The following is a 26,221-nucleotide window of genomic DNA, read 5'->3' on the forward strand; positions in this document are numbered from 1 at the left end:
ATCGCGCGACACACCGGCCCAATTGGCCGATCCCCCCGCCCGCGCCCCTCTACGGTGTGAGGTGTGAGCAGCAGCGGCCTCATCTACGCAGTCATTGTCGGGGCCTGGGCCGCCTACTTGGTGCCCATGTGGCTCCGGAGGCAGGACGAGCTGAACGAGGCCCGTCCGACGGAACGCTTCTCCACTGCCATTCGGCTGCTTTCCGGCCGGGCGGGAATGGAGCGCCGTTACGCCAAGGGGCTGCGTGAGCGCGGTGACGAGGAGGCGGGGCCCCAGCCCCACGCGGACCCGGACGCCGCGACGGAAAAGGTGAATTCCGTCGACGCCGACGCCCGGGCCGTCGTCGTGCCCGCGACCAGGGCGGAGCCGAGACCGGCCGCCGCCGAGCGGGAGCAGCGCGCCGAGCGGGCCCGGCGCGAACAGCGCCTCCAGGTCCTCGCACGCCGCCGGCGCACCACCGCGCTCCTCTTCCTCGTCTTCACCCTCGGTGCGGTCGTCGCGGCGGTGGGCGGCCTGCGCTTCCTGTGGGCCCCCGCGGTGCCCGCCCTCCTGCTGAGCGCGTACATCGTGCACCTGCGGGTCCAGGAGCGCCGGCGCTACGAGTTCACGATGGACCGCCGGCGTGCCGAGGCGGCCGCGCGGCAGCTGCGCGAGAACCGGCCGCGCCGCCGCGACCCGGGGGAAGCCGCCCCCGCGGGCGCCGAACCGGACCCTGCGCCACCGGTCTCCCCGCAGGAGGCCGGGCGGCGCGCGCTCGTCGAGCAGACCGACCACGCCGAGTGGGTGGACCAGCAGCGCGAGCGCGAGCGCGGCCCCGCCCGCGGTGACAGCTGGGAGCCGGTCCCGGTCCCGCTGCCGACGTACGTGACGGCCCCGGTCGCCCCCCGCGCCACCGGCCCGGCGGCCCCGGACGCCTGGAGCGCGACCCGCTCCAGCACGGCCGAGCCGACGGAACCCCGCCTGCGCGCCCAGCCCGCGGCCCCCAAGCCGGAGGCGAAGCCGCAGACCACTCCGCGCCCCCGCGGCCAGGCCGGCGCCCGCACCCCGCTGTTCGACCAGTACGAGAGCGACGACCGCCCGCGCGCCGCCAACGAGTGATCGGTGACCTGCGCGGACGCTCCGGGAAACGCGTTTTGGAGCAGCCGCGCGGGGATGCTAATGTTTCACACGTCGCAAGGGCCTGTGGCGCAGTCTGGTAGCGCACCTCGTTCGCATCGAGGGGGTCTGGGGTTCAAATCCCCACAGGTCCACAGACGATGAAGATCCCGTCCGATCGCAAGATCGGGCGGGATCTTCTGCATTCCCGATGCTTTCCCGGCGCCTCCCGGCGCGACCGTACCGGCGGGTAAACCCCCTGCGTCCCGTCGGTCGGTGGTGGATAAACTCCGCCTGCCCGTAACTCCCGTGATGGTCACCGGGGTCGGGCCGCGTTGACTGGGGGGTTCATGAGATTGCTGCCGATCGGCAGAAGACCGGGGGACAGGCGGGGGAGGGGCGCCCGTGCGGGTGTCGTCTCCGGGGCGTTGCTGCTCGCCGTCCTGACCGCCTTCACCGGCCAGACCGGATCCGCCTTCGCGGCGGCGGCGCCGCCCGGGGCCGGCGCCTCGGCGCAGGCTGAGCCCGCCGCGCCGGCCGGGCCCAAGGCCCCGCCGAAGGCGGACCCGAAGGCCGACCACGAGGCCGCCGTGCGCGCGCTCGGGAAGAGCGCCGCCGCCGAGGCCTGCCCGGCGGCCCTCGCGCCGCACACGACCGTCACCTGCACGGTCGACCCGTACAAGACCGCCTCCTTCACGCTCGCGCTGCCGCAGCAGAAGGACGTCGTCCTCTACCAGGTCGTCACCCAACGTTGGGCCAACTACAAGCTGGTGGCCCCGGACGGCACCACGGTCACCTGTGAGAACGTCCTCGGTTCCGGCAGCTCCGGCGGGGCGCAGCGCTGCCCGACGGGCACGGCGGGCACGTACAAGCTGGAGGTCACGGACTCCTACGGTGCGGAGAACGCCATCTCCGTGTCGTACGTCCCGCTGCTCTCCTCCACCGCCTGCAGGGCGGTCGGCGCCGCCGACCGCAAGCTCGGCGCCCCGACCGTGTTCCACGGCTCGCCGGCCGCCGGCTCGGCGGGCGACTGCTACACGCTGGACCTGGCCCCGAACGACGTGCTGCGCACCTTCGCGTCCACGTACCGGGTGGGTCAGGACGTGTTCGACGCCACCGGCAAGATGGTCTGCAGCACGGACATCCACCGCGGCGAGACCCTCGACTGCAAGCTCACCGGTACCGCGCCGTTCCGGATGTCGGTGCTCCAGGGCTCCGGTACCGCCGAGGACTACGACCTCACCGTGGCCCGGCTCTCCCGGCCCGAGGGCTGCGCGGTGGTGGAACCGCAGGCATTCGGGGCCGCCCCGGACCTGAGCTCCACGGCCCGCTGCCGCACCCTGCGGGTGGCGCAGGCCGCACAGCACACGTTCGCTCCGGTCGCCTCCGGAAGCCTTCCGTACGGCGCGCTGTTCGACGCCCAGGGCGCCGCGATCACCGCCTGCGGACAGGGCGCCTGCGACCTGACGCCCGGTGACCACACCTGGGCCGTCGACCCGCGGAGCACCGACGTCGGTGCGTTCGGCATGGCGTTCCACTCCGCCAAGGAGACCCGCGGCTGCACCGCGACCCACGACAACGGTCTGGTGGCCGGTCCGGCCACCGGCACCTTCGGCGGGCCCGGGCAGCAGCTCTGCCTGACCCTGCCGACGGCGACCGGCAACGGTCTCTACCTGCTCAACCGGCCGCCCGCCGAGGGCACCAGCGCGGCCGTCACGGTCTACGACTCCGCCGGCGCCAAGCAGTGCGAGGAGGACGGCTACGCGTTCTACGTCTGCAAGCTGACCGGCACCGCCCCGTTCCGTGCGGTCCTGAGCGGCACGGAGTCCCAGGCGTTCCGGCTGGTCATCCACCGGACCGGCGACGCCGCGGGCTGCGCCGCCTGGCCGCAGACCGGGTTCGACGGGTCCTGGGGTGCCGAGGTCCCGCTCGGCGGGGAGGCACGGCAGCAGTGCCTGAGCCTGCCGGCCGACAAGCACTCCACGGCCGAGTTGATCGACTACACCAACGAGCAGAACAAGGTGAACGGCACGATCCAGGTGGTCGACGCCGCGGGCACCACGGTGTGCTCGACCGTCGGCGGCTCGACCACCACCTGCGCTCTCGGCGCCGGAGTGCCCTACACCGCCATGGTCGTCTTCACCGGCTGGGGAACGGACACCTACAAGGTGGTCCGGCGTGACATCTCGCCGACCGCGAAGTGCACCACGCCCGCCTCCACGAAGGTCACCGGCCAGTCGACCCCCTTCGACCTGACCTCGGCCCTGGACGCCCGCTGCGTCCGGATCACCGGCGCCGCCACGGACAAGTTCTGGCTGAGTTCGCGGACCCTCGCGGACCCGCGGTACGGACCGTCGACGCTGCTGATGGCGGTCGACGCAGGCGGGAAGGTCGCCTGCCGTCAGTGGGGCATCTCCTGCAGGGTCACCGGGTCGACGTCGTACGTCGTGATCGTGCTCGCCTCCGGCTACCAGGACAAGCCGATCCACACCGACGTGGACACCTGGAAGGTCGGCACGGCAGACGGATGGGCGCCGGAGTGCACGGCCAACCCCCTCTCGGTCAAGGGGTTCCCGGCGCGGAGCGGAGTGCTCTCCGAGTCCGCGACGGGCTACTGCGCCGTGGTCGACATGAAGCCCGGTCAGGCCTTCAAGGTCGCCGGGAACAGCAGCTCGACCAGCAGCGAGCACCCGTCCCTGAACCTGCACGGTTCGGCTCAGTGGGCGAGTACGGGCGTCGAGTTCCAGTGCACCCAGTTCGCGGGCGTCTTCGGCGCCCGGTGCCTGACCCTCGGGAACGCCGAGGCCGGCCAGGCCGTACTCCTGATGAGCGCCGGCCGCAGCGCCACGCCCGTGGAGTACAGCATCCAGGGACTGTGCGACTCCGAGTGCACGCTCCCGCAGCCGGGGGCCGTGCCCACGTCGATCAGCCCGGCGACGGGCGCCGCCGGCACGCGGAACCACGCCGTCGTGCACGGTACGGGGCTCACCCTGGACACCAAGCTCCACCTGGTGCGCAGTGACACGGGCGGCGATCCGCGGCCCGTCATGAAGGTGCTCTCCGTGAACGCCGACGGCACCGCGATCGACGTGCTGGTCGACACCAACGGGCTGGCGCCGGGCACCTACGACGTGGCGCGCGACGGCTACGTCTCCACTCCCGGTGTGCCCTCCCCGGGCTACCTGCCGAAGGCGTACACGGTGACGGCCGCGGCGGCGCTCTCCAAGAGCCGGTTCGTGCCGATCGCTCCCTCGCGGTTCCTGGACACGCGTGACGGCACCGGTGCCACCAAGGCGCGCGTCGGTCCCGGTGGGGTCGTGACGCTTCAGGTGGCCGGTGCGAAGGGCGTCCCGGCGACCGGGGTGACCGCGGTCGTCATGAACGTGACCGCCGTCAACCCGACCGAGGCGGGCCACGTGATGGTCTACCCGAACGGGCAGCCGAAGCCCGCGGTGTCGAACCTCAACTTCTCGGCCGGGCAGATCGTGCCCAACCTGGTGACCGTTCCGGTCGTCAACGGGAAGGTGGACCTGCGCAACAACGCCGGTTCGGTCGACCTGATCGCGGACGTCACCGGGTACTACACCGACAAGGCGGCCACCGGTTCCGCGCTGACCCCGATCACGCCCACCCGGTTCCTGGACACGCGTGACGGCACCGGTGCCACCAAGGCGCGCGTCGGTCCCGGTGGGGTCGTGACGCTCCAGGTGGCCGGCGTGAAGGGCGTCCCGGCGAGCGGGGTGACCGCGGTCGTCATGAACGTGACCGCCGTCAGTCCCACCGAGGCCGGCCACGTCACCGTCTACCCGAACGGGCAGGCGGCCCCCGGGGTGTCGAACCTCAACTTCACCGCCGGGCAGGTCGTCCCGAACCTGGTGACGGTGCCGGTCGTGAACGGGAAGGTGGACCTGCGCAACAACTCGGGCTCCGTCGACCTGATCGCGGACGTCACCGGGTACTACTCGGCCACCGGGTCGACGTTCTCGGCCGGTTCGCCGGTGCGGCTGCTGGACACCCGCTACGGTCTCGGCGCCCGCGCCGGGTCCGTCGGCCAGGGCGGCGTCGTCAGCCTGCAGATCGCCGGCGTCGAGGGCGTACCGCTGACCGGGGTCACCGCGGTGGTCCTCAACGTCACCGTCACCGGTCCGACGCAGGACGGCCACCTGATCGTCCAGCCGCACGGGGTGCCGCGTCCCAACGTGTCGAACCTCAACTTCACGGCCGGACAGACCGTCTCCAACCTGGTGGTCGTCCCGGTCGTGGACGGCCGGGTGACCTTCTACAACAACACCGGTTCCGCCGATGTGATCGCCGACCTGAACGGCTACTTCACCTCCTGACGGACCCGTGGCACGACGAGGGGCCCGCCCGATCCGACGATCGGGCGGGCCCCTGCGCACGTCCGGGTCAGTTCACCGAGTCGAGCCTGGCGCGCTGCTCCGCGGTGAGGTCCAGGTCCACCGCGCCCAGGTTCTCCTCCAGCTGGGCCACCGAGGAGGCGCCGACCAGGGGGAGGACCGGTATGTCGCCGCCCATCAGCCAGGACAGGACGACCTGGTTGACGGTGGCGCCCGTTTCGGCCGCCACCTCGCGGACCGCGCGGAGGCGGGGCTCGGTTCCCGCGTGGTCGAATCCCGGGCCCAGCGGCTTGTCGGTGCGGACGTAGGCGCCGGCGATCAGCGGCGAGTACGCGACCTGGGTGAGGGACGGGTTGTCCCGGAGGTAGCTGAGCAGGTCGCCGCTGACCAGGCCCTGGTTGCCGTCGGGGGAGCGCAGGCTGGGGACGTCGGTGCGCTGGCGCAGGTAGCTGTGGTGGTGCTGGAGGACCTCGTAGCCGGGTACGCCGGCCGCCGCGGCCAGCGTACGGGCGCGCTCCACCCGCCAGGCCCAGTGGTTGCTGGCGCCCAGCAGACCCGCCGTGCCGTCCGCGACGACCTCGGCGAAGCCCCGGACGGTCTCCTCCAGCGGGGTGTCCTCGTCCATGATGTGCGCGTACAGCAGGTGGATGCGCTCGATGCCGAGCCGTTCCCGGCTGCGCTCCGCGGACTCCCGGATGACCTTGGCGGACAGCCCCTCCACGTCGAGACTGAAGCCGCTGGTGGGCTGGTTGGGGCGGGCGCCGAGCTTGGTGGCGACGGTGATCTCGTCGCCGACGCCGCGGCTGCGCAGCCAGCGGCCGACCAGCTCCTCGCTCTCGCCGCCCTGGGTGCCGTTGACCCAGAACGCGTAGTTGTTGGAGGTGTCGATGAAGGTGCCGCCGGCTTCGGCGAAGCGGTCGAGGATCGCGTACGCGGTGGCCTCGTCGACGGTGGTGCCGAAGGTCATCGTGCCGAGGCTCAGCACGCTCACTTCACGGCGGGTCTCGACAGCGGTGCCGATGACACGGTATTTCACGGTGTTGCCTTTCGGTTCGTGGAGTGAAGCGCTATTCCTCACCGGCCCGTTGACGACCGCTCGTCGAGGAAGCCGCTCCGGGCGATGAGGTACGCGAGCTGCGCGCGGCTGCGGCTGCCGAACAGTTCGGCCGCCCAGCGCATGTGGTTGGAGACGCTGCGCGGACTCATGCCGAGCCGTGCGGCGATCGCCTCGTCGGTGTGGCCGTTGACCATGTGGCGCAGGATCGTGCGGCGGACGTCGTCGGTGAGCTCGGCCGGCAGCCTGCCGCCCGGGTCGTCCCGCAGCGGCGCGGCGCGCTGCCAGGTGTGGTCGAAGATGCCGGCGAGGTAGCGGACGACCCCGGGATGCTCGATGGCCAGGGCGACCTGGCTGCGCTCCGCGCCCGGGTCGGGGACGAAGGCGATCCTGCGGTCGCAGATGATCAGCCGGTCGAACACCTCGTCCAGGGTGCGGACCTCGCCGCCCGCCTGCGAGATCTGCTCCACGTAGGCCAGCGTGGGCTGGTGGGAGCGGACGGTGTGTTCGTAGATGGTGCGTTGGCGGACGCCGCGGCCGAGCGCGGCGAGGTCGCTGGGGAGCGCCTCGTCGAGCGTCTTCTGCGGGCGTCCGCCGCCCGGCTGGGCGGTCAGCAGTTCGTCCTGGCAGGCCTGGACGGCCGCGGCGAGGGTGGCGGTGATGGTGCCCGGACCCCGCACCGTGCGGACCGGATGGGCGTCCGTGCGGTCGTAGCTGTCCAGATAGACCTCCTGGGCCCGGGAGATCGAGGTGCGGACGGCCTCCAGGGCGTTCCTCTTCTCCTCGATGGCCCGTTCCAGGCGGTCCACTCGGGCGTCGGCCGCGAGCCGGGGCGGGACGGGGGCGAGGGACCCGTCGGGCAGCCGCCGGACGAGCCCCAGGTCGAGCAGGCACGGAGGGCAGTCGCCGTCGGGGTCCCGCCCCCGCAGGAGGTCCGCGTAGTGCCGGAGGCCGACCGTGCAGATCGTGCCACCACCGGTCCCGGTGGTGGCTCCCGCGTCACTCGTGTCCGTGTCCGTGCACATATGTCCACCCTGCTGGTTTGCGCAATGCGTGATCATCCTGCCTGCGGCCCGCTGACTACGGGAACGCCTGGCGCCAGCATGAATTCCCGCGGGTGCACCACATCGAGGCCATGGGTCGGGAAGGTGGGAAATGATGGGTTCATGGGGATCGGTGACGAACGGGACAGTGGGACGTCGGGCGCCTGGGCGGCCCTCGGAGGAGAGCCGGAACTCGTCCGCCGGGTCCGCTTCACCGGAGCCGGTGACCTCGAAGAAGGCCCGCTGCCGGTGCGGGAGTTGGCGCGATCCACTGTGAGCGTCTGCGGACTGGCGGCGGGCGAGCTCGCCGCGGTGCGGGGCGCGGGCGCGCCGGGGGACGCGCCTCCCCTCGTGGTGGACGAGGGCGCGGTGGCGACGGCCTTCGTCAGCGAACGGCACCTGCGCGTGGCAGGCCGCGCGCCGGTGACCTTCGCCCCGCTGTCGGGCTTCTGGCGCACCGCCGACGGGTGGGTCCGTACGCACGCCAACTATCCGCACCACCGGGCCGCGTTGGTGCGTGCGTTGGGGCTGCCGTCCGCGACACCGGAGGCGCTGCGCGCCGCGGTGGCGGGACGGACCGCCGTCGAAGTGCAGGAACTCGCGTACGGGGCGGGCGGACTCGCCGTCGCCGTGGCGCGGGAGTACGGGGAGCCGCAGCCGCTGGTGGAGTGCGTACGGCCGTCCGGCGCGCGGGGGCGGACGCTCGGCGCGGCCCCGTCGGGTCGACCCGCCACGGGGGTGCGGGTGCTGGACCTGACGCGGGTCATCGCCGGGCCCGTCGCGACGCGGACGCTCGGGCTGCTGGGGGCGGACGTACTGCGGATCGACTCGCCGGGGCTGCCGGAGGCGGACGACGCGTACGCGGACACCGGCTTCGGGAAGCGGTCGGCTCGGCTGGACCTGACGTCGCCCGGGGACCGGGCGGTCTTCGAAGGGCTGCTGGCCGAGGCCGACGTGGTGGTGAGCGGCTACCGGCCGGGGGCGCTGGAGCGCTTCGGGCTCGGGGCGGCGGACCTGCTGGAGCGGCGGCCCGGGCTGGTGGTGGCCGAGCTGTGCGCGTGGGGGTGGACGGGGCCGTGGGCGGCGCGCCGGGGGTTCGACTCGCTGGTGCAGGCGGGGTACGGGATCGCTGCGCGCTGTGCGGGGGCGGGGGCCGGGGGTGTGCCCGGGGTGTTGCCCGCGCAGGCGCTGGACCACGGGACCGGGTACCTGATGGCGGCGGGTGTGCTGAGGGCGTTGGCGGGCGGGGGTGGGCAGCGGCTGCGGTTCTCCCTGGCGGGGACGGCGTCGTGGCTGGTGCGGGACCTGTCGCCCGGGCCGGGGGCCTGCGGCGCGTATGAGGTGGGGCCGTGGCTGCGGGAGAGCCCGTCGGGGTACGGGGTGGTGCGGCACGCCGCCAGTCCCTTCGGGGAGTGGGCGGTGGGGCCGTCGCGGTGGGGCACCGATCCCGCCGTCTGGATCCCGCGGTAGGTCGGCCGCGCGCCGGCTGCCGGGGCTCCGCCCCAGACCCCGCGCCTCAAACGCCGGCGGGGCTGGGAGGGTGCGGCGGGGCTGGATTTGGCCGGCGGGGCTGGAAGGGTGCGCCCGGGCTGGATTTGGCCGGCTGGAAGGGTGCGGCGGGGCTGGATTTGGCCCGGCGGGGGCTTAGCGCAGCGGCTTCGTCATGCAGCGGCTGGAGTCGTAGTGGCGGTAGTGGCCGAACTTGGGGGAGAGCGTGTAGCCCGAGGAGAGGTACAGGGCTATCGCTTCCGGCTGCTGGTCGCCCGTTTCGAGGACCATGCGCAGGCGGCCCGCCGCGCGGGCGTCGGCTTCCAGGGTGGCCAGGATGCGGCGGGCCAGGCCCAGGCCGCGGGCTTCCGGGACGACGTACATGCGCTTGAGTTCGGCGTCGCCGTCCGAGTAGCCCTCGTCGTTCTCGTCCTGGATGCGCCAGCCGCCGCTCGCGACCGGGGCGCCCGTGGCGTCGTACGCCAGGAGGTACAGGCCGCGCGGCGGGGCGAACATCGCCGGGTCCAGGAACGTCGCATCGCCCTCGCCCTGGTACCGCTCCCGGTACTCGAGCTGGACCTGGTCGTTGAGTTTGACCGCGTCCGGGTGGTCGTACGGCACGGTGCGGAGCTGGATCCGGTGAGGCATTCGAACATCGTACGGAACCCTTCCGCCGGGCCTCCGCCCCGGCGCCCGCCGTGAGACGGGAACGCCCGGCAGCGGGGCCGGCGGGTAGGCTGCCCCCGTTTTGTGCGATGTGGGGAGCTTGTTTTGATCACTGTGACGTCCGTGAATGTGAATGGGATCCGCGCCGCCGCCAAGAAGGGCTTCGGGGCGTGGCTCGAGGGATCCGACGCCGACGTGGTCTGCCTCCAGGAGGTGCGGGCCGAGGAAGCGCAGATTCCGGACGAGGTCCGGACCCCCGCGGGCTGGCACACCGTGTTCGCGCCGGCCGCCGCCAAGGGGCGGGCCGGGGTCGCGCTCTACACGCGGCGCGCGCCCGAGCGGGTGCAGGTCGGATTCGGCAGTGAGGAATTCGACACCGCCGGGCGGTACGTCGAGATCGATCTCCCCGGTGTGACCGTGGCCAGCCTCTACCTGCCCTCGGGCGAGGCCGGGACGGAGAAGCAGGACGAGAAGTACCGGTTCATGGACGAGTTCCTGACGTACCTCGCCGCGCTGAAGGTGCGGGCCGCCGCCGACGGGCGCGAGGTCGTGGTCTGCGGTGACTGGAACATCTGCCACCAGGAAGCCGACCTCAAGAACTGGAAGACGAACCGGAAGAACGCGGGCTTCCTGCCCGAGGAGCGGGAGTGGCTCGGCAAGGTGTACGCCGAGGCCGGGTACGTGGACGTGGTGCGCGAGCTGCACCCGGACACCGAGGGCCCGTACTCCTGGTGGTCGTACCGGGGCCGCGCCTTCGACAACGACGCCGGCTGGCGGATCGACCTCCAGGTGGCGACGCCCGGGCTGGCCGCCAAGGCCGTCAAGGCCTTCGTGGAGCGGGCCGAGACGCACCCCGAGCGCTGGTCGGACCACGCTCCCGTGACGGTCGTCTACGAACTGGGTTCCTGACCGGCGGCGGAGGCCAGCAGACGGTCCATCGCCATCGTCAGCTCGGCTTCGACCACGCTCTTCGCCAGCGGACGCAGCCGGGTGAGCGCGTCCGGTGACGACGAGATGTGGGTCGATATCAGCTCGGTGAACAGGAGCGCCATCGCGTCCGCGTGCTCGCGGACGCGGCGCCCCGTCTCCAGGACCGCGGCCAGCGGGACGCCCTCGCGGACCAGGGCCGAGGAGACGTCCAGCAGCCGCCGGCTGACGTGGACGATCGCGTCGCCGTCGACGGCGAGGTAGCCGAGGTCCAGGGAGGCCGCCAGGTTCTCGGGGGTGACCTCGCCCTCGAAGTAGTCGGCCAGTGCCTCCGGGGTGAGCCGCACCGGGGTCTCCTCCGACCAGCCGATGCCGAGCAGCTCGCCGAGCTGGCTCACGTCGCGACCGCTCTCGAAGGCGGCGGTCAGCTCGGCGATGCCGCCGAGCGTGTGCCCGCGCTCCAGCAGGGCGGCGATGGTGCGCAGCCGGGCCAGGTGGTGTTCGTCGTACCAGGCGATCCGCCCCTCGCGGCGGGGCGGGGGGAGCAGTTTGCGCTCGCGGTAGAAGCGCAGGGTGCGGACCGGGATGCCGGCCGCTTCGGCCAGCTCCTCCGTTCGGTACTCGCGCACCGTCTTGGCTTCCGTCTTCGCTTCCGTCTCATCCTTCGCCACAGGCGCACCTTATGGCGTACCGACAGTAACTTTCCCGGCGTGACCCCTACCCATGAGTACGGGGCTGCTCTACCCTCCCGATTGTGCCAGTGATTGCTGGCAATGTTCCGATGGTATCTGCGGATGATGCGGAAGGCGGCGGGCATGGGCGGCAAGGACGAGCGCGGGCGCGAGCACGTGCGGGTGGCGGTGATCGGGTCGGGCTTCGGCGGGCTCGGCGCGGCCGTACGCCTGCGGCGCGAGGGGATCACGGACTTCGTCGTCCTGGAACGGGCCGACTCGGTCGGCGGCACCTGGCGCGACAACAGCTATCCGGGCTGCGCGTGCGACGTCCCCTCGCACCTGTACTCCTTCTCCTTCGCGCCCAACCCGGACTGGCCGCGCACCTTCTCCGGCCAGCCGGCCATCCGCTCCTACCTGGAGCACGTCGCCGACACCTTCGGGCTGCGCCGGCACATCCGGCTGGACTCCGAGGTCCGGCTGATGCGCTGGGACGCCGACGAGCTGCACTGGGAGATCGAGACCGCCTCCGGGCACCTCACCGCCGACGTCGTGGTCTCGGCGACCGGGCCGCTCTCCGACCCGAAGATGCCGGAGGTCCCCGGGCTCGCCGAGTTCCCCGGCAAGGTCTTCCACTCCGCCCGCTGGGACCACGACTACGACCTGCGCGGCAAGCGCGTCGCCATGATCGGCACCGGTGCCTCCGCCATCCAGATCGTGCCCGCCATCGCCCCCGAGGTGGAGCGCCTCACCCTCTTCCAGCGGACCCCGCCGTGGGTGATGCCCCGCACCGACCGGGCCATCACCGCCGTCGAGCGCTGGCTCCACCGCCAGCTGCCCTTCACCCGGGCGGCCCGCCGCGGGCTGCTGTGGGGGCTCCGGGAGCTCCAGGTCAGTGCCTTCACCAAGCGGCCGAACCAGCTCGGGCTGATCGAGTCGCTGGCCAAGGCCAACATGGCCCGCTCGATCAAGGACCCGGCGCTGCGCGCCAAGCTGACGCCGTCCTACCGGATCGGCTGCAAGCGGATCCTGCTCTCCAGCGAGTACTACCCGGCCCTGGCCCGGCCCGACGTGGACCTGGTCGCCTCCGGCCTGAAGGAGATCCGCGGCTCGGTGCTGGTCGCCGCCGACGGGACCGAGACCGAGGTCGACGCGATCATCTTCGGCACCGGCTTCCACGTCACGGACATGCCGATCGCCGACCGGGTGGTCGGCGCGGACGGGCAGACCCTCGCGGACGCCTGGAAGGACGGGATGCAGTCGCTGCGCGGGGCGACCGCGGCCGGCTTCCCCAACTGGATGACGATCATCGGCCCGAACACCGGGCTCGGGAACAGCTCGATGATCCTGATGATCGAGTCGCAGCTCAACTACATGGCCGATTACCTGCGGCAGCTGGGCGTGCTGGGCGGGAAGGTCGCGCTGGCCGCGCGCCCCTCCGCCGTGAACCAGTGGAACCGGCAGGTGCAGGCCCGCATGGAGCGGACCGTGTGGAACACCGGCGGCTGCACCAGCTGGTACCTGGACGCGCAGGGCCGCAACACGACGGTCTGGCCGGGCACGACGGGCGAGTTCCGCCGGGAGACGCGGAGCGTCGATCTGGCGGAGTACGAGGTCGTACGGGTGCGGGACCGCGAGCTGCTCCCTGCCGGTGCGGCGCCGTTGCCGGGGGCGCTGCCCCCGGACCCCCGCGCCTCAAACGCCGGCGGGGCTGAATTCGCAGGCGAGGCCGGATCCGTCGCGGAGGAGGTCGCGTGAGTCGGCTGATGCACGTGACCTCCGGGCGGTACGCGCCGCCCGCCGCGCGGCGGGAGCTCGTCGCGGACTCCGCCGACGGGGCCCGCCTGCACGTGGAGGTGCACGGGGACGAGGGGGCGCCGGCCGTGGTGCTGGCGCACGGCTGGACCTGCTCCACCGCGTTCTGGGCCGCGCAGGTGCGGGCCCTGGCCACCACCCACCGGGTCATCGCCTACGACCAGCGCGGCCACGGGCGCAGCCCCGCCGCCCGGGCGCACAGCACCACCGCCCTCGCCGACGACCTCGTGGCGGTGCTCGGCGCCACCCTCGCCCCCGGGGAGCGGGCGGTCGTCGCCGGGCACTCCATGGGCGGCATGACGATCATGGCGGCCGCCGGCCGGCCGGAGTTCACCGAGCACGCCGCGGCCGCGCTGCTGTGCAGCACCGGCAGTTCACGGCTGGTCGCGCAGGCGCAGGTGCTGCCGGTGCGCGCCGGGCGCGCCCGGACCCGTGTCACCGGCGCGGTCCTGGGGTCCCGCGCCCCCCTCGGGCCGGTCACGCCCGTCGCCAGGAAGATCCTCAAGTACGCCACGATGGGCCCCGGCTCCGCGCCCGACAAGGTCGAGGCGTGCGCCCGTATCGTCCACGCCTGCCCCACCGGGGTGCGCCACGCCTGGTCCCGGGTGCTGGCCGGGCTGGACCTCGACGCCGAGGTGGCCCGCCTCGCCGTGCCCACCGCCGTCATCGGCGGTACGGCCGACCGGCTCACCCCGATCGCGCACGCCCGCGGGCTCGCCGCCGCGCTGCCGAACTGCGTGGGCCTCACCGAGCTCACCGGCATGGGGCACATGACCCCGGTCGAGGCGCCCGAGGCCGTCACCCGGGCCGTGCGGGAGCTGACCGAGCTGTATCTCCACACCACCGAGAAGGAGAAGACGCCGTGAGTGCTCGCAGGAGTCTGGAAGGTCAGGTCGCCGTCGTCACCGGCGCCGCCCGCGGGGTCGGCGAGCTGCTCGCCCGCAAGCTCTCCGCCCGCGGCGCGCGGATCGCCCTCGTCGGCCTGGAGCCGGAGGCCCTCAAGGAGGTCTCCGAGCGGCTGCACACCGACAGCGACCACTGGTACGCCGACGTCACCGACCACGAGGCCATGGCCCGGGTCGCGCAGGAGGTCAAGCAGCGCTTCGGCAAGGTCGACATCGTCGTCGCCAACGCGGGCGTGGCCGCCGGCGGGCCGTTCGCCGACTCGGACCCCGACGCCTGGCGCCGGGTCATCGAGGTCAACCTCATCGGCGGAGCCGTCACCGCCCGCGCCTTCCTGCCCGTACTGACGGAGAGCCGCGGCTACTTCCTGCAGATCGCCTCGCTCGCCGCGATCACCCCGGCGCCGATGATGACCGCCTACTGCGCCTCCAAGTCGGGCGTCGAGGCCTTCGCGCACTGCCTGCGCGCCGAGGTCGGCCACAAGGGCGTCAAGGTCGGTGTCGGCTACCTCTCCTGGACCGACACCGACATGGTGCGCGGAGCCGACCAGGACGAGGTCATGCGGGAGCTGCGCCAGCGGCTGCCCTGGCCGTCGAACCGCACGTACCCGCTCGGCCCCGCCGTCGACCGGATCGTCGCGGGCATCGAGCGGCGTTCCCCGCACGTGTACGCGCAGTGGTGGCTGCGCGGGATGCAGGGGGTGCGCGGGTACCTGCCCGGGCTCATCGCCACGGTCGGACAGCGCGAGATGAAGCACTTCGAGCCGCGGCTGTCCGGTGTTTCCAAGGGACTTGTGGGAGCCGGCGGGGCCGCGGACGAGAAGGAGCGCACGCAGAGTCACTGATCGAAATGCGCGCTTTGTCCGCCCGTGCAAGTCTGGTCGAGGCCCCACCACCAACACCCCTCATGGAGTGAACAGCATGGGTATCAAGGACCAGTTCCAGGACAAGGCCGACGAGCTCAGGGACCGCGCGCAGAACGGCGCCAAGGGCGCGAAGGACGAGGCGACCCAGCGCACCGCCAAGCCCCAGGAGAAGGCGAAGCGCAGGCCGCAGCAGGAGCAGGCGGACCGGGTGCGCGACGAGTTCGACGCCTGAGAACCGGCGCTTGAGCGAATTGCCGTAGGAACTGCGAAGGGGCGCGATCCCCGATGGTGTGGATCGCGCCCCTTCCGCATGTCCCCTTCCCGGGCCGCCGGCCGGCCGCCGGCCACTCCCGGGCCGCCGGCCACTCCCGGGCCGCCGGCTACTCCCGGGGCGGGAGCTTCGGACGGCGCCGGTCCGGCACGTCCGTGTAGCCGGGCGGCACCGCGGCCGGGTCCTGCTCCAGCAGTTCCAGCGCCAGGTGAACGGCGTCGTCGAGCTGGGCGTGCCGGCCCTCCGCCCAGTCGAGCGGGGTGCGCAGGATCGCGAGGTCCGGCTCCACGCCGTGGTTCTCCACCGACCACCCGTACTCCGGGAACCACGCGGCGTTCATGGGCACCGTGATCACGGTGCCGTCGCCGAGGGTGTGCCGGCCGGTCATGCCGACCACCCCGCCCCAGGTGCGCTGGCCCACCACCGGGCCCAGCCCCAGCAGTTTGAAGGCCGCGGTGATCATGTCCCCGTCGGAGGAGGTCGCCTCGTCGGCGAGCGCCACGATCGGGCCGCGGGGCGCGTTGGAGGCGTAACTGACCGGCTGGGCGTCGCGCGTCAGGTCCCAGCCGAGGATGGAGCGGGTCAGCTTCTCGACCACCAGCTCGCTGATGTGGCCGCCCGCGTTGCCGCGTACGTCCACGATCAGCGCGGGCCGGGACATCTCCATCCGCAGGTCGCGGTTGAACTGCGCCCAGCCCGAGCCGCCCATGTCGGGGATGTGGAGGTAGCCGCACCGGCCGCCGCTGATCTCCCGGACCACCTCGCGCCGTTTGGACACCCAGTCCTGGTAGCGCAGCGGCCGTTCGTCGATCAGCGGCACGATGGCGACCCGCCGGGCGCGGCCCTCGCCCTCCGCGGGCTGGAAGGTCAGCTCCACCGTGGTCCCGCCCGCCGCCGACAGCAGCGGATAGGGACCGGCCACCGGGTCCACGGGCCGTCCGTCCACATGGGTGAGCACGGCGCCCTCCCGGATGCCGGTGCCGGCCAGCGGGGAGCGGGCCTTGGAGTCCGAGGACTCGCCGGGCAGGATCCGGGCGATCACCCAGGTCCCGTCCTTGGGGTACAGGTTGGCGCCGAGCAGGCCGATCGCCCGCTGGTAGTGCGGGGGACCTTCGTTGCGGCGTGCGGGGGAGACGTAGGCGTGCGAGGTGCCGAGCTCGCCGAGGACCTCGCGCAGCAGGTCGGCGAACTCGTCGGGGGAGGCGACCCGTTCGACCAGGGGGCGGTACTGGCTCAGCACCCCGTCCCAGTCGATGCCGCACATCTTCGGCTCCCAGAAGTAGGCGCGGATGAGCCGCCCGGCCTCCTCGAAGGCCTGGCGCCACTCGGCCGCCGGGTCCACCTCGTGCAGGATGCGCCGCAGGTCCAGGTAGACCGTCGAGTCGCTGTCGCCCGACTCGGTCGCCGGGACCGCGCGCAGGTCCCCGTCGTCGTTGAGCACCAGCCGGGTGCCGTCGCCGCTGACCGCGAACCAGTCCAGTCCCGAGGCCAGTTCGGTCTTGCGGGCCTTGGTCAGGTCGAAGTGCTCCAGCGTCGGCTTGCCGCTGATGTCGTTCGGGTTGGCGAAGGTCTCGCCGAGCGCGCCCGAGATCGGCCAGCGCAGCCACACCAGCCCGCCGCCGTGCACCGGGTACAGGGCCGAGTACTTGGACGCGGACACCGGGAAGGGCGTGACCCGGCTCTCCAGCCCCTCCACCTCCACGGTCACGGAGCCGTCGCCGTCGCCCGATTCCCCTTCGACCGGGTCCAGTCCGCCCGCCGCGGGCCGGCCCTCGGCGGAGAGCGCGAAGGGGGAGGGTGTCGCGGAGGACAGCGGCACCAGGTACGGGCGGCAGCCCAGCGGGAACGACAGGTCGCCGGTGTGCACGTCGTAGACGGGGTCGAAACCGCGCCACGACAGGAAGGCCAGGTAGCGCCCGTCCCGGGTGAAGACCGGGTTCTCGTCCTCGAAGCGGCCGTTGGTGACGTCGACGATGGTGCGCGCGCCGGGGCCGGAGATGCGGGCCATCTTGATCTGCCGCAGCGAACGGCCGATGCCCGGGTGCGACCAGGTCAGCCAGACTCCGTCGGGGGAGAAGGCCAGGTCGGTGACGGGTCCGTTGATGGACCGGATCAGCTCGGTGACCTCACCGTTGGACTCCTCCGTCGCGTTGACGAGCAGCAGCCGCCCGTCGTTGGAGGCGATGGCGAGCCGCTCCCCGTCCGGGTCCGAGAGCAGCTCGGTGACGCGCCCCAGCTCGCCCGAGGCCAGCCGGCGCGGCTCGCGTTCCCCGGAGGCCCGGGGCAGGTACGCGATCTCGATCGCGTCCTCGCCCTCGGCGTCGGTGACGTAGGCGACCTGTCCGCCGCTGCCGAGCATCTCCGGCAGCCGCACGCGCACGCCCGGGGTGTCGGCGATGGTCCGCGCGGGCCCGTCGCGGTGGGTCAGCCAGTACAGGCTGCCGCGCACCACGACCGCGCTGGCCCGGCCGGTGGTGTCCACGGAGAGCGAGTCGACGTTGCTGGCGGCCGAGGCCTGGTAGGTGCGCCGGCCCGCGCGGGGGCCGCCGAGGCGGACCTGGAGCCTGCGCGGGACGGCGTCGGGGGCCAGGGACTCGACGAGCCAGAGTTCGCCGGCGCACTGGTAGACGATCCGGGAGCCGTCGCTGGAGGCGTGCCGGGCGTAGAACTCCTCGTGGTCGGTGTGGCGGCGCAGGTCGGTGCCGTCGGGCAGGACGGAGTACAGGTTGCCGATGCCCTCGTGGTCGGAGAGGAAGGCGATCCGGCCGCCCACGAACATCGGCGCGTCCAGGTGCCCCTCGACGTCCTCCAGCAGCTGCCGGCCGTGCAGCCACAGCCGGCCGGTGGCCCCGCCGCGGTAGCGCTTCCAGGCGGCGGGCTCGTGCGGGGGCTTGCCGGTGAGCAGAAGGGTGCGGTGCTCGCCGTCGATGTCGGCGACCTGGATGTCGGAGACGGGTCCCCAGGGCAGGCGTCCGCCGGGGCTGCCGTCGGTGGGCAGCTTGTAGGCCCAGGAGTAGTACGAGAACGGCTGTGCCCGGGAGGACACCGCCAGGATGTTGCCGTCGGGGTCCCAGCCGCAGACCCGGGTGTCGATGGCGCCCCAGTGGCTCAACTGGCGGGCGGGGCCGCCGTCCACGGGGGCGAGGTGGATCTCGGGATCGAGGGTGCGCCAGGTGGCGAAGGCGATGTGCTTGCCGTCGGGGGAGAACCGCGGGTGGTTGACCCGGGTCCGGTCGACGGTGATCCGCCAGGCCCGGCCGGGTGTCTGCCCGTCGGGGACCAGCGGGGCGACCCATAGGTCGTCCTCGGTGGCGAAGCACAGAAGGTCGTCGTGCAGGTGCGGGAACCGGAGGTACGCGACGTCGTGACTCACCCCCCAATGCTTTCCGCGGCAAGGGGCCCTGGCAACTCGTACAGGTGATCCATGCCACTCGGCCAAGCGAAACGGAACGGTTTCGTTTCGCTTGCGGTGGGGGTATCGTCTTAAGCGTACGGAAGGGTTTCGTTCGGACGGAGGCGGAGATGACCGAGGCGATGGCGGCCCGGCGCAGCCGGATCACCCCCGAACGGCAGGCCGAACTGCACGAGGCGGTCCTCGACCTGCTGCGTGACGTCGGCTACGAGGCGCTGACCATGGACGCGGTCGCCGCCCGTACGAAGTCCAGCAAGGCCACCCTCTACCGCCAGTGGGGGAGCAAGCCGGAACTGGTCGCCAAGGCCCTGCGATGCACGCAGCCCGTCTCGCTGCGGGAGATCGACACGGGCAGCCTGCGCGGGGACTTCGCGCTCATGGTGGAGCACTCGGACGACGCGCAGATGGCCAAGGACACCGCGCTGATGCGGGGTCTGGCCCATGCCGTCCACGAGAGCCCGGAGCTCCACAAGGCCCTGCGCGACCTGCTGGTCGACCCGGAGATCAACGGTCTCCAGGCGATGCTCCAGCGCGCGGTGGACCGGGGCGAGATCCGCCCGGACTGTCCGGCCCTGGACTTCGTACCGCACATGCTCATCGGGGCGTTCATCGCGCTCCCGCTGATCGAGGACCGTCCCGTGGACCGGGCCTTCCTCGGTGAGTTCATCGATGCCGTGGTCTTCCCCGCCCTCGGCGTCTGATCCACCCGTCCCCTTCGGCTCCACTGCTTCCTGCTGCTCCTGACACGCCGCTCTCGTCGTCGGGCCGGCTCTCCATGCCCTGATCCATCCGGATCCATCCCACGACCTGAACGGGAGAACCACCGACGTGGCTACCTTCCTCTACCGGCTCGGCAGGGGCGCCTTCCGGCGCCGCGGCCTCGTCGCCCTCCTCTGGGTGGCGCTGCTGTTCGCCGCCGGCTTCGGCGCGGCCTCGGCCGGCGCCCCCACCTCCGGCTCGTTCTCGATACCCGGCACGGAGGCCCAGAAGGCCTTCGACCTGCTGGACGAGAAGTTCCCGGGCATGGCCGCCGACGGCGCCACCGCCCGCATCGTCATCAAGGCCCCCGAGGGCGCCAAGGTCACCGACCCCGGCCCCAAGGCCGAGGTCCAGAAGATCGTCTCTGATCTGAAGACCGGCCCGGGCGCGGCCGAGATCTCCTCGGTCGCCGACCCGTACGAGGCGCAGGCCGTGAGCCAGGACGGCTCCACCGCCTACGCCAGCGTCAAGTACAAGGTCAACGGCATGGAGCTGAAGGACGACACGCGCGAGGCGCTCAAGGACTCCGGCGAGAGCGCCAAGGCCGCCGGGCTGAACGTCCAGATCGGCGGTGACGCGCTGATGGCGGCCCCCGAGACCGGCTCCGGCGAGATCATCGGCATCCTCGTCGCCGCGATCGTCCTCGTGATCACCTTCGGCTCGCTGATCGCGGCCGGGCTGCCGCTGCTGACCGCCCTGATCGGCGTGGGCATCGGCGTCTCCTCCATCACCGCGCTCGCCAACGTGCTGGACCTCGGCTCCACCACCTCCACCCTCGCGATGATGATCGGCCTCGCGGTCGGCATCGACTACGCCCTCTTCATCGTCTCCCGCTACCGCGTGGAGCTCGCCGAGGGCCACGAGCGGGACGAGGCCGCCGGCCGGGCCGCCGGAACCGCCGGCTCCGCCGTCGTCTTCGCCGGTCTGACCGTGGTCATCGCCCTCGTGGGCCTGGCCGTCGTCAACATCCCCATGCTGACCAAGATGGGCTTCGCGGCCGCCGGCACGGTGGTCATCGCGGTCCTGGTCGCCCTGACCCTGGTCCCGGCCATCCTCGGTTTCGCGGGCAAGAAGGTCCTGCCCGCGGGCAAGAAGAGCCGCCTGTTCGGCAAGGGCAAGCCGGAGGGCTCCGAGAAGAAGGCCAACGGCGGCACCCGCTGGGCCCGCTTCGTCCTGCGCCGCCCGGTCATGGTGCTGCTGGCCGGTGTGATCGGCCTCGGCGTCATCGCGATCCCGGCGAGCAAGCTGGAGATGGGCCTGCCGGACGACGGCGCCCAGCCGGTCTCCACCACCCAGCGCCAGGCGTACGACCTGCTGTCGGAGGGCTTCGGCCCGGGCTTCAACGGCCCGCTGATGGTCGTCGTGGACGGGGACAAGGCCCTCGCCGACTCCACCGTCGACCGGATCAAGGGCCTGGAGGGCGTCGTCGCGGTCACCCCGCCGACCCCCAACGAGAGCGGCGACGCCTCGGTCATCACCGTCATCCCGAAGGACCGTCCGTCCTCCACGCAGACCGAGGACCTGGTCCACGAGATCCGCGACGGCAGCGGCGACGACGTCCTCGTCACCGGCGCCACCGCGATGAACATCGACTTCTCGCAGAAGATGAACGACGCGCTGCTGCCCTACCTGGCACTCGTCGTCGGCCTCGCCTTCCTGCTGCTGATGCTGGTGTTCCGCTCGATCCTGGTCCCGCTCAAGGCGGCCCTCGGCTTCCTGCTCTCGGTCGTCGCCGCCCTCGGCGCGGTCGTCGCGGTCTTCCAGTGGGGCTGGCTCGGTTCGGTCTTCGGCGTGGAGCAGACCGGCCCGATCATGTCGATGATGCCGATCTTCATGGTGGGCGTCGTCTTCGGTCTGGCCATGGACTACGAGGTCTTCCTCGTCACCCGCATGCGTGAGGCGTACGTCCACGGCGAGCGCCCGGGCCAGGCCGTGGTGACCGGCTTCCAGTACAGCGCGCGGGTCGTCGTGGCCGCCGCCGTCATCATGATCGCGGTGTTCGCGGGCTTCATCGGAGCCAGCGAGCAGATGGTCAAGATGATCGGCTTCGGCCTGGCCGTCGCCGTCTTCTTCGACGCCTTCGTGGTCCGCATGGCCATCGTCCCGGCGGTGCTCGCACTGCTCGGTCACAAGGCCTGGTGGCTGCCGAAGTGGCTGGACCGGCTGCTGCCGAACGTGGACGTGGAGGGCGAGAGCCTGCGCAAGCACCTCTCGAAGACCCCGCAGTCGCCCGAGGGCCCGGACAAGGACCGCGAGCTGGTCAACGCCTGACCTCGCACCGTCCGGCCGACAGGACGGCCCGGCCCCGCACCGCCTGTTCACCGGGCGGTGCGGGGCCGGGCCCGTTTCGTGCCCGGGCCTTACGCCCTACGGGTGGCGGCGGCCGGAGCGTACGTACGGCGCAGGAAGCGGCGCAGCGCGGCGATGTCGAACTGGATCACGGCAACACCCTCGGGGGAGTGGAACTCGACGACCGCCTGGACGCGGCCGCAGGGCCAGACGCGCACGTCCCCGGTCCCGGTCGGCGCCTGGAGGCCGGCCTCCAGCAGGGCGAGGGGGAAGACCCACTCGTTGTCGGTGCCCTCGGGGGACAGGTCGGCCGGGAAGACGATCCGTACGGCCAGCGGCTCGGCGGGGGCGAAGCGCAGGGCGACCGGGATGGTCCGGTAGAGGGGATCGTCGGTGATCACGCGGGCCACTACCCGCTCCTCGACCGGGATCGTGGTCGAGGACGTGGGGGCGGTCGCGGTCGCCGTCGCGGTCGCGGTGGCTGGTGGATTCTCGGCGGTGGCTGACATCGACCAGGCTCCTCGAAATCGGAACATTTGCGTCCGTTTGTCCTCCAGCCTCGCACATTCCGACGAAACCGCACGGACGTATTTGTGATGGCTGCGCTCTTGCCAACGGTTTGCAACTGGGCACTATTCTTGAACGGTTAAAGACTGCGTTAAGGCGTAAGGAAGCGGAGCCACTCCATGCATGTGCCCGACGGTTTCATCAACGCACCCGTCTCGGTGGCCGCCGGAGTGGCGGCCGGAGCCGCGGTCGCCCTCAGCCTCCGCGGCGCCCGCCGCGAGCTCGACGAGCGGACCGCCCCGCTGGCCGGCCTCGTCGCCGCCTTCATCTTCGCCGTGCAGATGCTGAACTTCCCGGTCGCCGCCGGCACCAGCGGCCACCTGCTGGGCGGGGCCCTCGCCGCGATACTCGTCGGCCCCTACACCGGTGTGCTGTGCGTGTCCGTCGTCCTGCTCATGCAGGGCATCCTCTTCGCCGACGGCGGGCTGACCGCCCTGGGCGTGAACATCACCGTCATGGGCGTCGTCACCGTCGTGGTCGCCTACGCGATCTTCCGCGGCCTGCTCAAGGTGCTGCCGCCCACCCGTCGCTCGGTGACCGCGGCCGCCTTCACCGGAGCCCTGCTCTCGGTGCCCGCCGCGGCCGCCGCCTTCACCGCCGTCTACGCGGTCGGCGGCACCACCGACGTGGCCATCGGCAAGGTGTTCACCGCCATGGTCGGCGTGCACGTGCTCATCGGCATCGGCGAAGCCGCCATCACCGCCGCGACCGTGGGCGCCGTGATCGCCGTACGGCCCGACCTGGTCCACGGGGCCCGCGGGCTGACCGCGCCGCTGAAGCTGCGCGTCGACGGCGAGCTCGTCGACGCCCCCGCGGCCGCCGCCACCCCGGTGGCCGCCCGCTCCACCAGGAAGGTGTGGGCGAGCGGCCTGGTCACCGCCCTCGTCCTCGCCGGGTTCGTCTCCTACTACGCCTCCGCCGACCCCGACGGCCTGGAGAAGGTCGCCGCCGACAAGGGCATCGACGAGAAGGTCGAGGACCACGCCGCCGCCGACTCCCCGCTCGCCGACTACGGCGTCAAGAACGTCGACGACGCCCGCCTGTCCGGCGGCCTCGCCGGGGTCATCGGCGTCGGCGTGACCGTCGTCGCCGGCACCGGGATCTTCTGGGCCGTGCGCCGCCGCCGCACCGAGGAGCTGACCGCCACCTCCGTCTCGGCGGGCTGACATGGGAGCCGGCCACGCCCACAAGCTCTACCGGCACGGGCACTCGCCGGTCCACGAACTGCCCCCGCACTGCAAGCTCGCCGCGACCTTCGCCTTCGTCGTGGTCGTCGTGTCCACACCGCGCGAGGCGGTGTGGGCCTTCGGCCTGTACGCCGTCCTCATCGCGGCGGCCGCCGCCGTGGCCCGGATCCCGGCCGGCTTCCTGCTGCGCAGGCTGCTGATCGAGATCCCGTTCGTCGCCTTCGCCGTGCTCATGCCCTTCGTCGCCGAGGGCGAGCGGGTGGAGGTGCTCGGCATGTCGCTGAGCGTCTCCGGCCTGTGGGGCGCCTGGAACGTCCTCGCCAAGGGCACGCTCGGGGTGGCCGCCTCCGTCCTGCTGGCCTCCACGACCGAGCTGCGGGCCCTGCTGCTGGGCCTGCAGCGGCTGAAGCTGCCGCCGCTGCTCGTCCAGATCGCCTCCTTCATGATCCGCTACGGCGACGTGGTCACCGACGAGCTGCGCCGGATGTCGATCGCCCGCCGCTCGCGCGGCTTCGAGGCCCGCGGCATCCGGCACTGGGGGGTGCTGGCCAAGACCGCCGGCGCGCTGTTCATCCGCTCCTACGAGCGCGGCGAGCGGGTCTACCTCGCGATGGTCAGCCGCGGCTACGCCGGCTCGATGCCGGTGATCGACGAGGTCTCGGCCTCGCGCGCCCAGTGGGCGTACGCGGCCGTGCTCCCGGTGACGGCCCTCGCCGTCTGTCTGATGGGATGGACGCTGTGAACCTCTCCCCTTCGCTGGAAGTCTCCGGCCTCGCCTACGCCTACCCCGACGGACACCAGGCCCTCTTCGGGGTGGACCTGACCGTCGGGCGCGGCGAACGGGTCGCCCTGCTCGGACCCAACGGCGCCGGCAAGACCACACTGGTGCTGCACCTCAACGGCATCCTGGGCGGCGGGGTCGGCTCGGTCACCGTCGCCGGCCTGCCCGTGGAGAAGCGGAACCTCGCCGAGATCCGGCGCCGGGTCGGGATCGTCTTCCAGGACCCCGACGACCAGCTGTTCATGCCGACCGTCCGCGAGGACGTGGCCTTCGGGCCGGCGGCGGCCGGAATGCGGGGCGCGGAGCTGGACGAGCGGGTCCGGGCCGCCCTGGACCAGGTCGGGATGGCGGACTTCGCCGACAGGCCCCCGCACCACCTGTCCTTCGGGCAGCGCCGCCGGGTCGCGGTGGCGACCGTCCTGGCCATGCGGCCCGAGATCCTGGTCCTCGACGAGCCCTCGTCCAACCTGGACCCGGCCTCGCGCCGCGAGCTCGCGGACATCCTGCGCTCGCTCGACGTGACCGTGCTGATGGTGACGCACGACCTGCCGTACGCGCTGGAACTGTGCCCGCGCTCGGTGATCCTCAGCGAGGGGGTCATCGCGGCGGACGGCCGCACGCAGGACCTGCTGTGCGACGAGAAGCTGATGCGGGCCCACCGGCTGGAGCTCCCCTTCGGCTTCGACCCCCGCTCGGTCTCGGTGGCATAAGCCCCGGTCGCAGGTTGTTGAAGTGCTCGTGGACATCCAGGGTGTGGTGGCGGAGGGCTTCGAGCCCGTCCGGGACGCTTTCGTACGCAATTTCGAGGTGCTCGGGGACCGCGGCGCGGCCGTCGCCGTCTACCGCGACGGCCGCAAGGTCGTCGACCTGTGGGGCGGCACCAAGGACGCCGAAGGCAGCGAGCCCTGGACCGGGGACACCGCGCAGATAGTCCGCTCCGCGACCAAGGGCGTGGCCGCCGCCGTGCCGCTGCTGCTGCACCAGCGCGGGCTGCTCGACCTGGACGCGCCGGTGGGCTCGTACTGGCCGGAGTTCAAGACGGGCGGCAAGGAGCGGATCCTGGTCCGCGACCTGCTCGCGCACCGGGCCGGCGTCCCGGTGATCGACCGCGGGCTGACCGCTGCCGAGGCTGCGGACGGGGTGTCCGGAGCGCACGCCATCGCCGCGCAGCAGCCCTTCTGGGAGCCGGGCACCGAGCACGGCTACCACGCCCAGACCTACAGCTGGCTGCTGTCCGAGCTGGTGCTGCGGGTGACCGGCCGCACGCTGGGCTCCGTACTGGCGGAGGAGATGACCGAGCCGCTCGGCGTCGACTTCTGGATCGGACTGCCGGAGACCGAGGCGCACCGGGTGGGCCGGGTGGCCCCCGTCGAACCGCCGGAGGGCGCCGGCACGCTCAGGACCAGGCCGCGCAGAAACGTTTCCGAGGCCTACGCCGACCCGGACTCCCTCACCCGCCGCGCCTTCCGCGCCATCGACCCGCTGCCCGACGAGAACGACCCCGCCTACCGGGCCGCCGAACTGCCCGCCACGAACGGCATCGGCACGGCCCGCGCCCTGGCCCGCTTCTACGGGGCCACCATCGGCGTGGTCGAGGACGGCGCCCGGATCTTCACCCCGGCCACCACCGCCCTGGCCGGCCGCGAGCTCTCCTCGGGCCCGGACCGGGTGCTCGTCGTGAACACCCGCTTCGGCCCCGGCTACATGCTGCACGGCCCCGCCTCGCCGCTGCTCTCCCCGGCCTCCTTCGGGCACCCCGGCCGCGGCGGCTCCCTGGCCTTCGCGGACCCGGACGCCGGCATCGGCTTCGGCTACGTCACCAACGCCCTGGCCAAGTCGGTCACCGCCGACCCGCGCGCCCAGGCCCTGGTCCGGGCCCTGCGCTCGGCCCTCTGAGGCCCCGACGGCTTCGACGGCTCCGACGGGCGCGCGGACCGGCCCGATGCGGGCCGGCCGGCCTCCAGGACCGGCCCACCAGGACCGGCCCACCAGGACCGGCCCACCAGGACCGGCCCACCAGGACCGGCCCACCAGGACCGGCCCACCAGGACCGGCCCACCAGGACCGGCG

At 72.6% G+C, this 26,221-nt stretch carries 20 protein-coding genes and 1 tRNA gene; 15 read left to right on the forward strand and 6 right to left on the reverse strand.

The features are described 5' to 3' along the window. Nucleotides 1-63: 63 nt before the first annotated feature. The 3 genes from AB0D29_RS20475 (at nt 64) to AB0D29_RS20485 (ending at nt 5,435) form a co-directional block, all read left to right on the forward strand. Nucleotides 64-1,098 carry a hypothetical protein gene (locus tag AB0D29_RS20475; RefSeq protein WP_362855890.1) on the forward strand — a complete coding sequence of 345 codons (1,035 nt, stop codon included), beginning with the start codon at nt 64-66 and terminating at the stop codon, nt 1,096-1,098. Between the two features lie 78 nt (nt 1,099-1,176). Continuing rightward, nucleotides 1,177-1,250, forward strand: a tRNA-Ala gene (locus AB0D29_RS20480). A gap of 195 nt (nt 1,251-1,445) precedes the next feature. After that, entirely contained in the window at nt 1,446-5,435 is a 3,990-nt protein-coding gene (locus AB0D29_RS20485; protein WP_362855891.1) for a hypothetical protein, read from the forward strand. Between the two features lie 67 nt (nt 5,436-5,502). Here the strand turns inward: AB0D29_RS20485 and AB0D29_RS20490 are convergent, their stop codons facing one another. Together AB0D29_RS20490 and AB0D29_RS20495 are read right to left on the reverse strand one after the other, a co-directional pair. Continuing rightward, nucleotides 5,503-6,489, reverse strand: a complete 987-nt coding sequence (locus tag AB0D29_RS20490; RefSeq protein WP_362855892.1) for an aldo/keto reductase — start codon at nt 6,487-6,489, stop codon at nt 5,503-5,505. A gap of 38 nt (nt 6,490-6,527) precedes the next feature. Then, nucleotides 6,528-7,532, reverse strand: a complete 1,005-nt coding sequence (locus AB0D29_RS20495; protein WP_362855894.1) for a LuxR C-terminal-related transcriptional regulator — start codon at nt 7,530-7,532, stop codon at nt 6,528-6,530. Between the two features lie 141 nt (nt 7,533-7,673). Here AB0D29_RS20495 and AB0D29_RS20500 point away from each other — a divergent pair, with 141 nt between their 5' ends. Further along, the gene (locus tag AB0D29_RS20500) at nt 7,674-9,020 is read left to right on the forward strand and encodes a CoA transferase (protein ID WP_362855895.1); all 1,347 of its coding nucleotides are present in this window, start codon (nt 7,674-7,676) and stop codon (nt 9,018-9,020) included. Nucleotides 9,021-9,194: 174 nt separating this feature from the next. On the opposite strand, the gene AB0D29_RS20505 is transcribed toward AB0D29_RS20500, so the two are convergent. After that, nucleotides 9,195-9,686 carry a GNAT family N-acetyltransferase gene (locus tag AB0D29_RS20505; RefSeq protein WP_362855896.1) on the reverse strand — a complete coding sequence of 164 codons (492 nt, stop codon included), beginning with the start codon at nt 9,684-9,686 and terminating at the stop codon, nt 9,195-9,197. A 123-nt stretch (nt 9,687-9,809) separates the two neighbouring features. On the opposite strand from AB0D29_RS20505, the gene AB0D29_RS20510 reads away from it, so the two are divergent. Beyond that, a complete protein-coding gene (locus AB0D29_RS20510) occupies nt 9,810-10,613 on the forward strand; it encodes an exodeoxyribonuclease III (RefSeq protein WP_362855897.1) in 804 nt (267 codons plus the stop codon). Here the strand turns inward: AB0D29_RS20510 and AB0D29_RS20515 are convergent. Then, complete coding sequence (locus AB0D29_RS20515) at nt 10,595-11,302, reverse strand: MerR family transcriptional regulator (protein ID WP_362855899.1); 708 nt, start codon at nt 11,300-11,302, stop codon at nt 10,595-10,597. The two genes, AB0D29_RS20510 and AB0D29_RS20515, sit on opposite strands and share 19 nt — an antisense overlap. A gap of 144 nt (nt 11,303-11,446) precedes the next feature. On the opposite strand from AB0D29_RS20515, the gene AB0D29_RS20520 reads away from it, so the two are divergent. The 4 genes from AB0D29_RS20520 to AB0D29_RS20535 all read left to right on the forward strand — a co-directional run bounded on the left by AB0D29_RS20520 (nt 11,447) and on the right by AB0D29_RS20535 (nt 15,117). Beyond that, a complete protein-coding gene (locus tag AB0D29_RS20520; RefSeq protein WP_362855981.1) occupies nt 11,447-13,060 on the forward strand; it encodes an NAD(P)/FAD-dependent oxidoreductase in 1,614 nt (537 codons plus the stop codon). Then, nucleotides 13,057-13,983 (forward strand): alpha/beta hydrolase, encoded by a 927-nt coding sequence (locus tag AB0D29_RS20525; RefSeq protein WP_362855900.1) that lies wholly within the window; start codon nt 13,057-13,059, stop codon nt 13,981-13,983. Before AB0D29_RS20520 ends, AB0D29_RS20525 begins: the two co-directional genes overlap by 4 nt. Beyond that, entirely contained in the window at nt 13,980-14,864 is an 885-nt protein-coding gene (locus AB0D29_RS20530; RefSeq protein ID WP_362855901.1) for an SDR family oxidoreductase, read from the forward strand. Before AB0D29_RS20525 ends, AB0D29_RS20530 begins: the two co-directional genes overlap by 4 nt. 76 nt (nt 14,865-14,940) lie before the next feature. Continuing rightward, entirely contained in the window at nt 14,941-15,117 is a 177-nt protein-coding gene (locus tag AB0D29_RS20535; RefSeq protein WP_362855903.1) for a hypothetical protein, read from the forward strand. Between the two features lie 148 nt (nt 15,118-15,265). Here AB0D29_RS20535 and AB0D29_RS20540 read toward each other — a convergent pair whose 3' ends face one another. After that, nucleotides 15,266-18,529: a S41 family peptidase gene (locus AB0D29_RS20540; RefSeq protein ID WP_362855905.1), complete on the reverse strand. Its 3,264-nt coding sequence runs from the start codon at nt 18,527-18,529 to the stop codon at nt 15,266-15,268. A gap of 149 nt (nt 18,530-18,678) precedes the next feature. Between AB0D29_RS20540 and AB0D29_RS20545 the strand changes: the two genes are divergently transcribed. Together AB0D29_RS20545 and AB0D29_RS20550 are read left to right on the forward strand one after the other, a co-directional pair. Next, on the forward strand, nt 18,679-19,269 hold the full coding sequence (locus AB0D29_RS20545; protein WP_362855906.1) for a TetR/AcrR family transcriptional regulator: 591 nt from the start codon (nt 18,679-18,681) through the stop codon (nt 19,267-19,269). A gap of 127 nt (nt 19,270-19,396) precedes the next feature. Continuing rightward, complete coding sequence (locus AB0D29_RS20550) at nt 19,397-21,598, forward strand: MMPL family transporter (RefSeq protein ID WP_362855908.1); 2,202 nt, start codon at nt 19,397-19,399, stop codon at nt 21,596-21,598. Nucleotides 21,599-21,687: 89 nt separating this feature from the next. Here AB0D29_RS20550 and AB0D29_RS20555 read toward each other — a convergent pair whose 3' ends face one another. Then, nucleotides 21,688-22,125: an SsgA family sporulation/cell division regulator gene (locus AB0D29_RS20555; protein WP_362855909.1), complete on the reverse strand. Its 438-nt coding sequence runs from the start codon at nt 22,123-22,125 to the stop codon at nt 21,688-21,690. A 177-nt stretch (nt 22,126-22,302) separates the two neighbouring features. On the opposite strand from AB0D29_RS20555, the gene AB0D29_RS20560 reads away from it, so the two are divergent. The 4 genes from AB0D29_RS20560 to AB0D29_RS20575 are packed head-to-tail and all read left to right on the forward strand — an operon-like array spanning nt 22,303 to nt 26,047. Continuing rightward, entirely contained in the window at nt 22,303-23,349 is a 1,047-nt protein-coding gene (locus AB0D29_RS20560; RefSeq protein WP_362855911.1) for an energy-coupling factor ABC transporter permease, read from the forward strand. 1 nt (nt 23,350) lies between these two features. Then, the gene (gene cbiQ, locus AB0D29_RS20565; RefSeq protein WP_362855912.1) at nt 23,351-24,112 is read left to right on the forward strand and encodes a cobalt ECF transporter T component CbiQ; all 762 of its coding nucleotides are present in this window, start codon (nt 23,351-23,353) and stop codon (nt 24,110-24,112) included. Beyond that, complete coding sequence (locus AB0D29_RS20570) at nt 24,100-24,861, forward strand: ABC transporter ATP-binding protein (protein ID WP_362855914.1); 762 nt, start codon at nt 24,100-24,102, stop codon at nt 24,859-24,861. The genes cbiQ and AB0D29_RS20570 overlap by 13 nt, the downstream gene beginning before the upstream one ends. 28 nt (nt 24,862-24,889) lie before the next feature. Then, nucleotides 24,890-26,047, forward strand: coding sequence for a serine hydrolase domain-containing protein (locus tag AB0D29_RS20575; RefSeq protein WP_362855983.1), 1,158 nt, complete (start codon nt 24,890-24,892; stop codon nt 26,045-26,047). Nucleotides 26,048-26,221: the final 174 nt, after the last annotated feature.

The sequence above is a fragment of the Streptomyces sp. NPDC048424 genome, from assembly GCF_040651555.1.
In the GTDB taxonomy this organism is placed as follows: Bacteria; Actinomycetota; Actinomycetes; order Streptomycetales; family Streptomycetaceae; genus Streptomyces.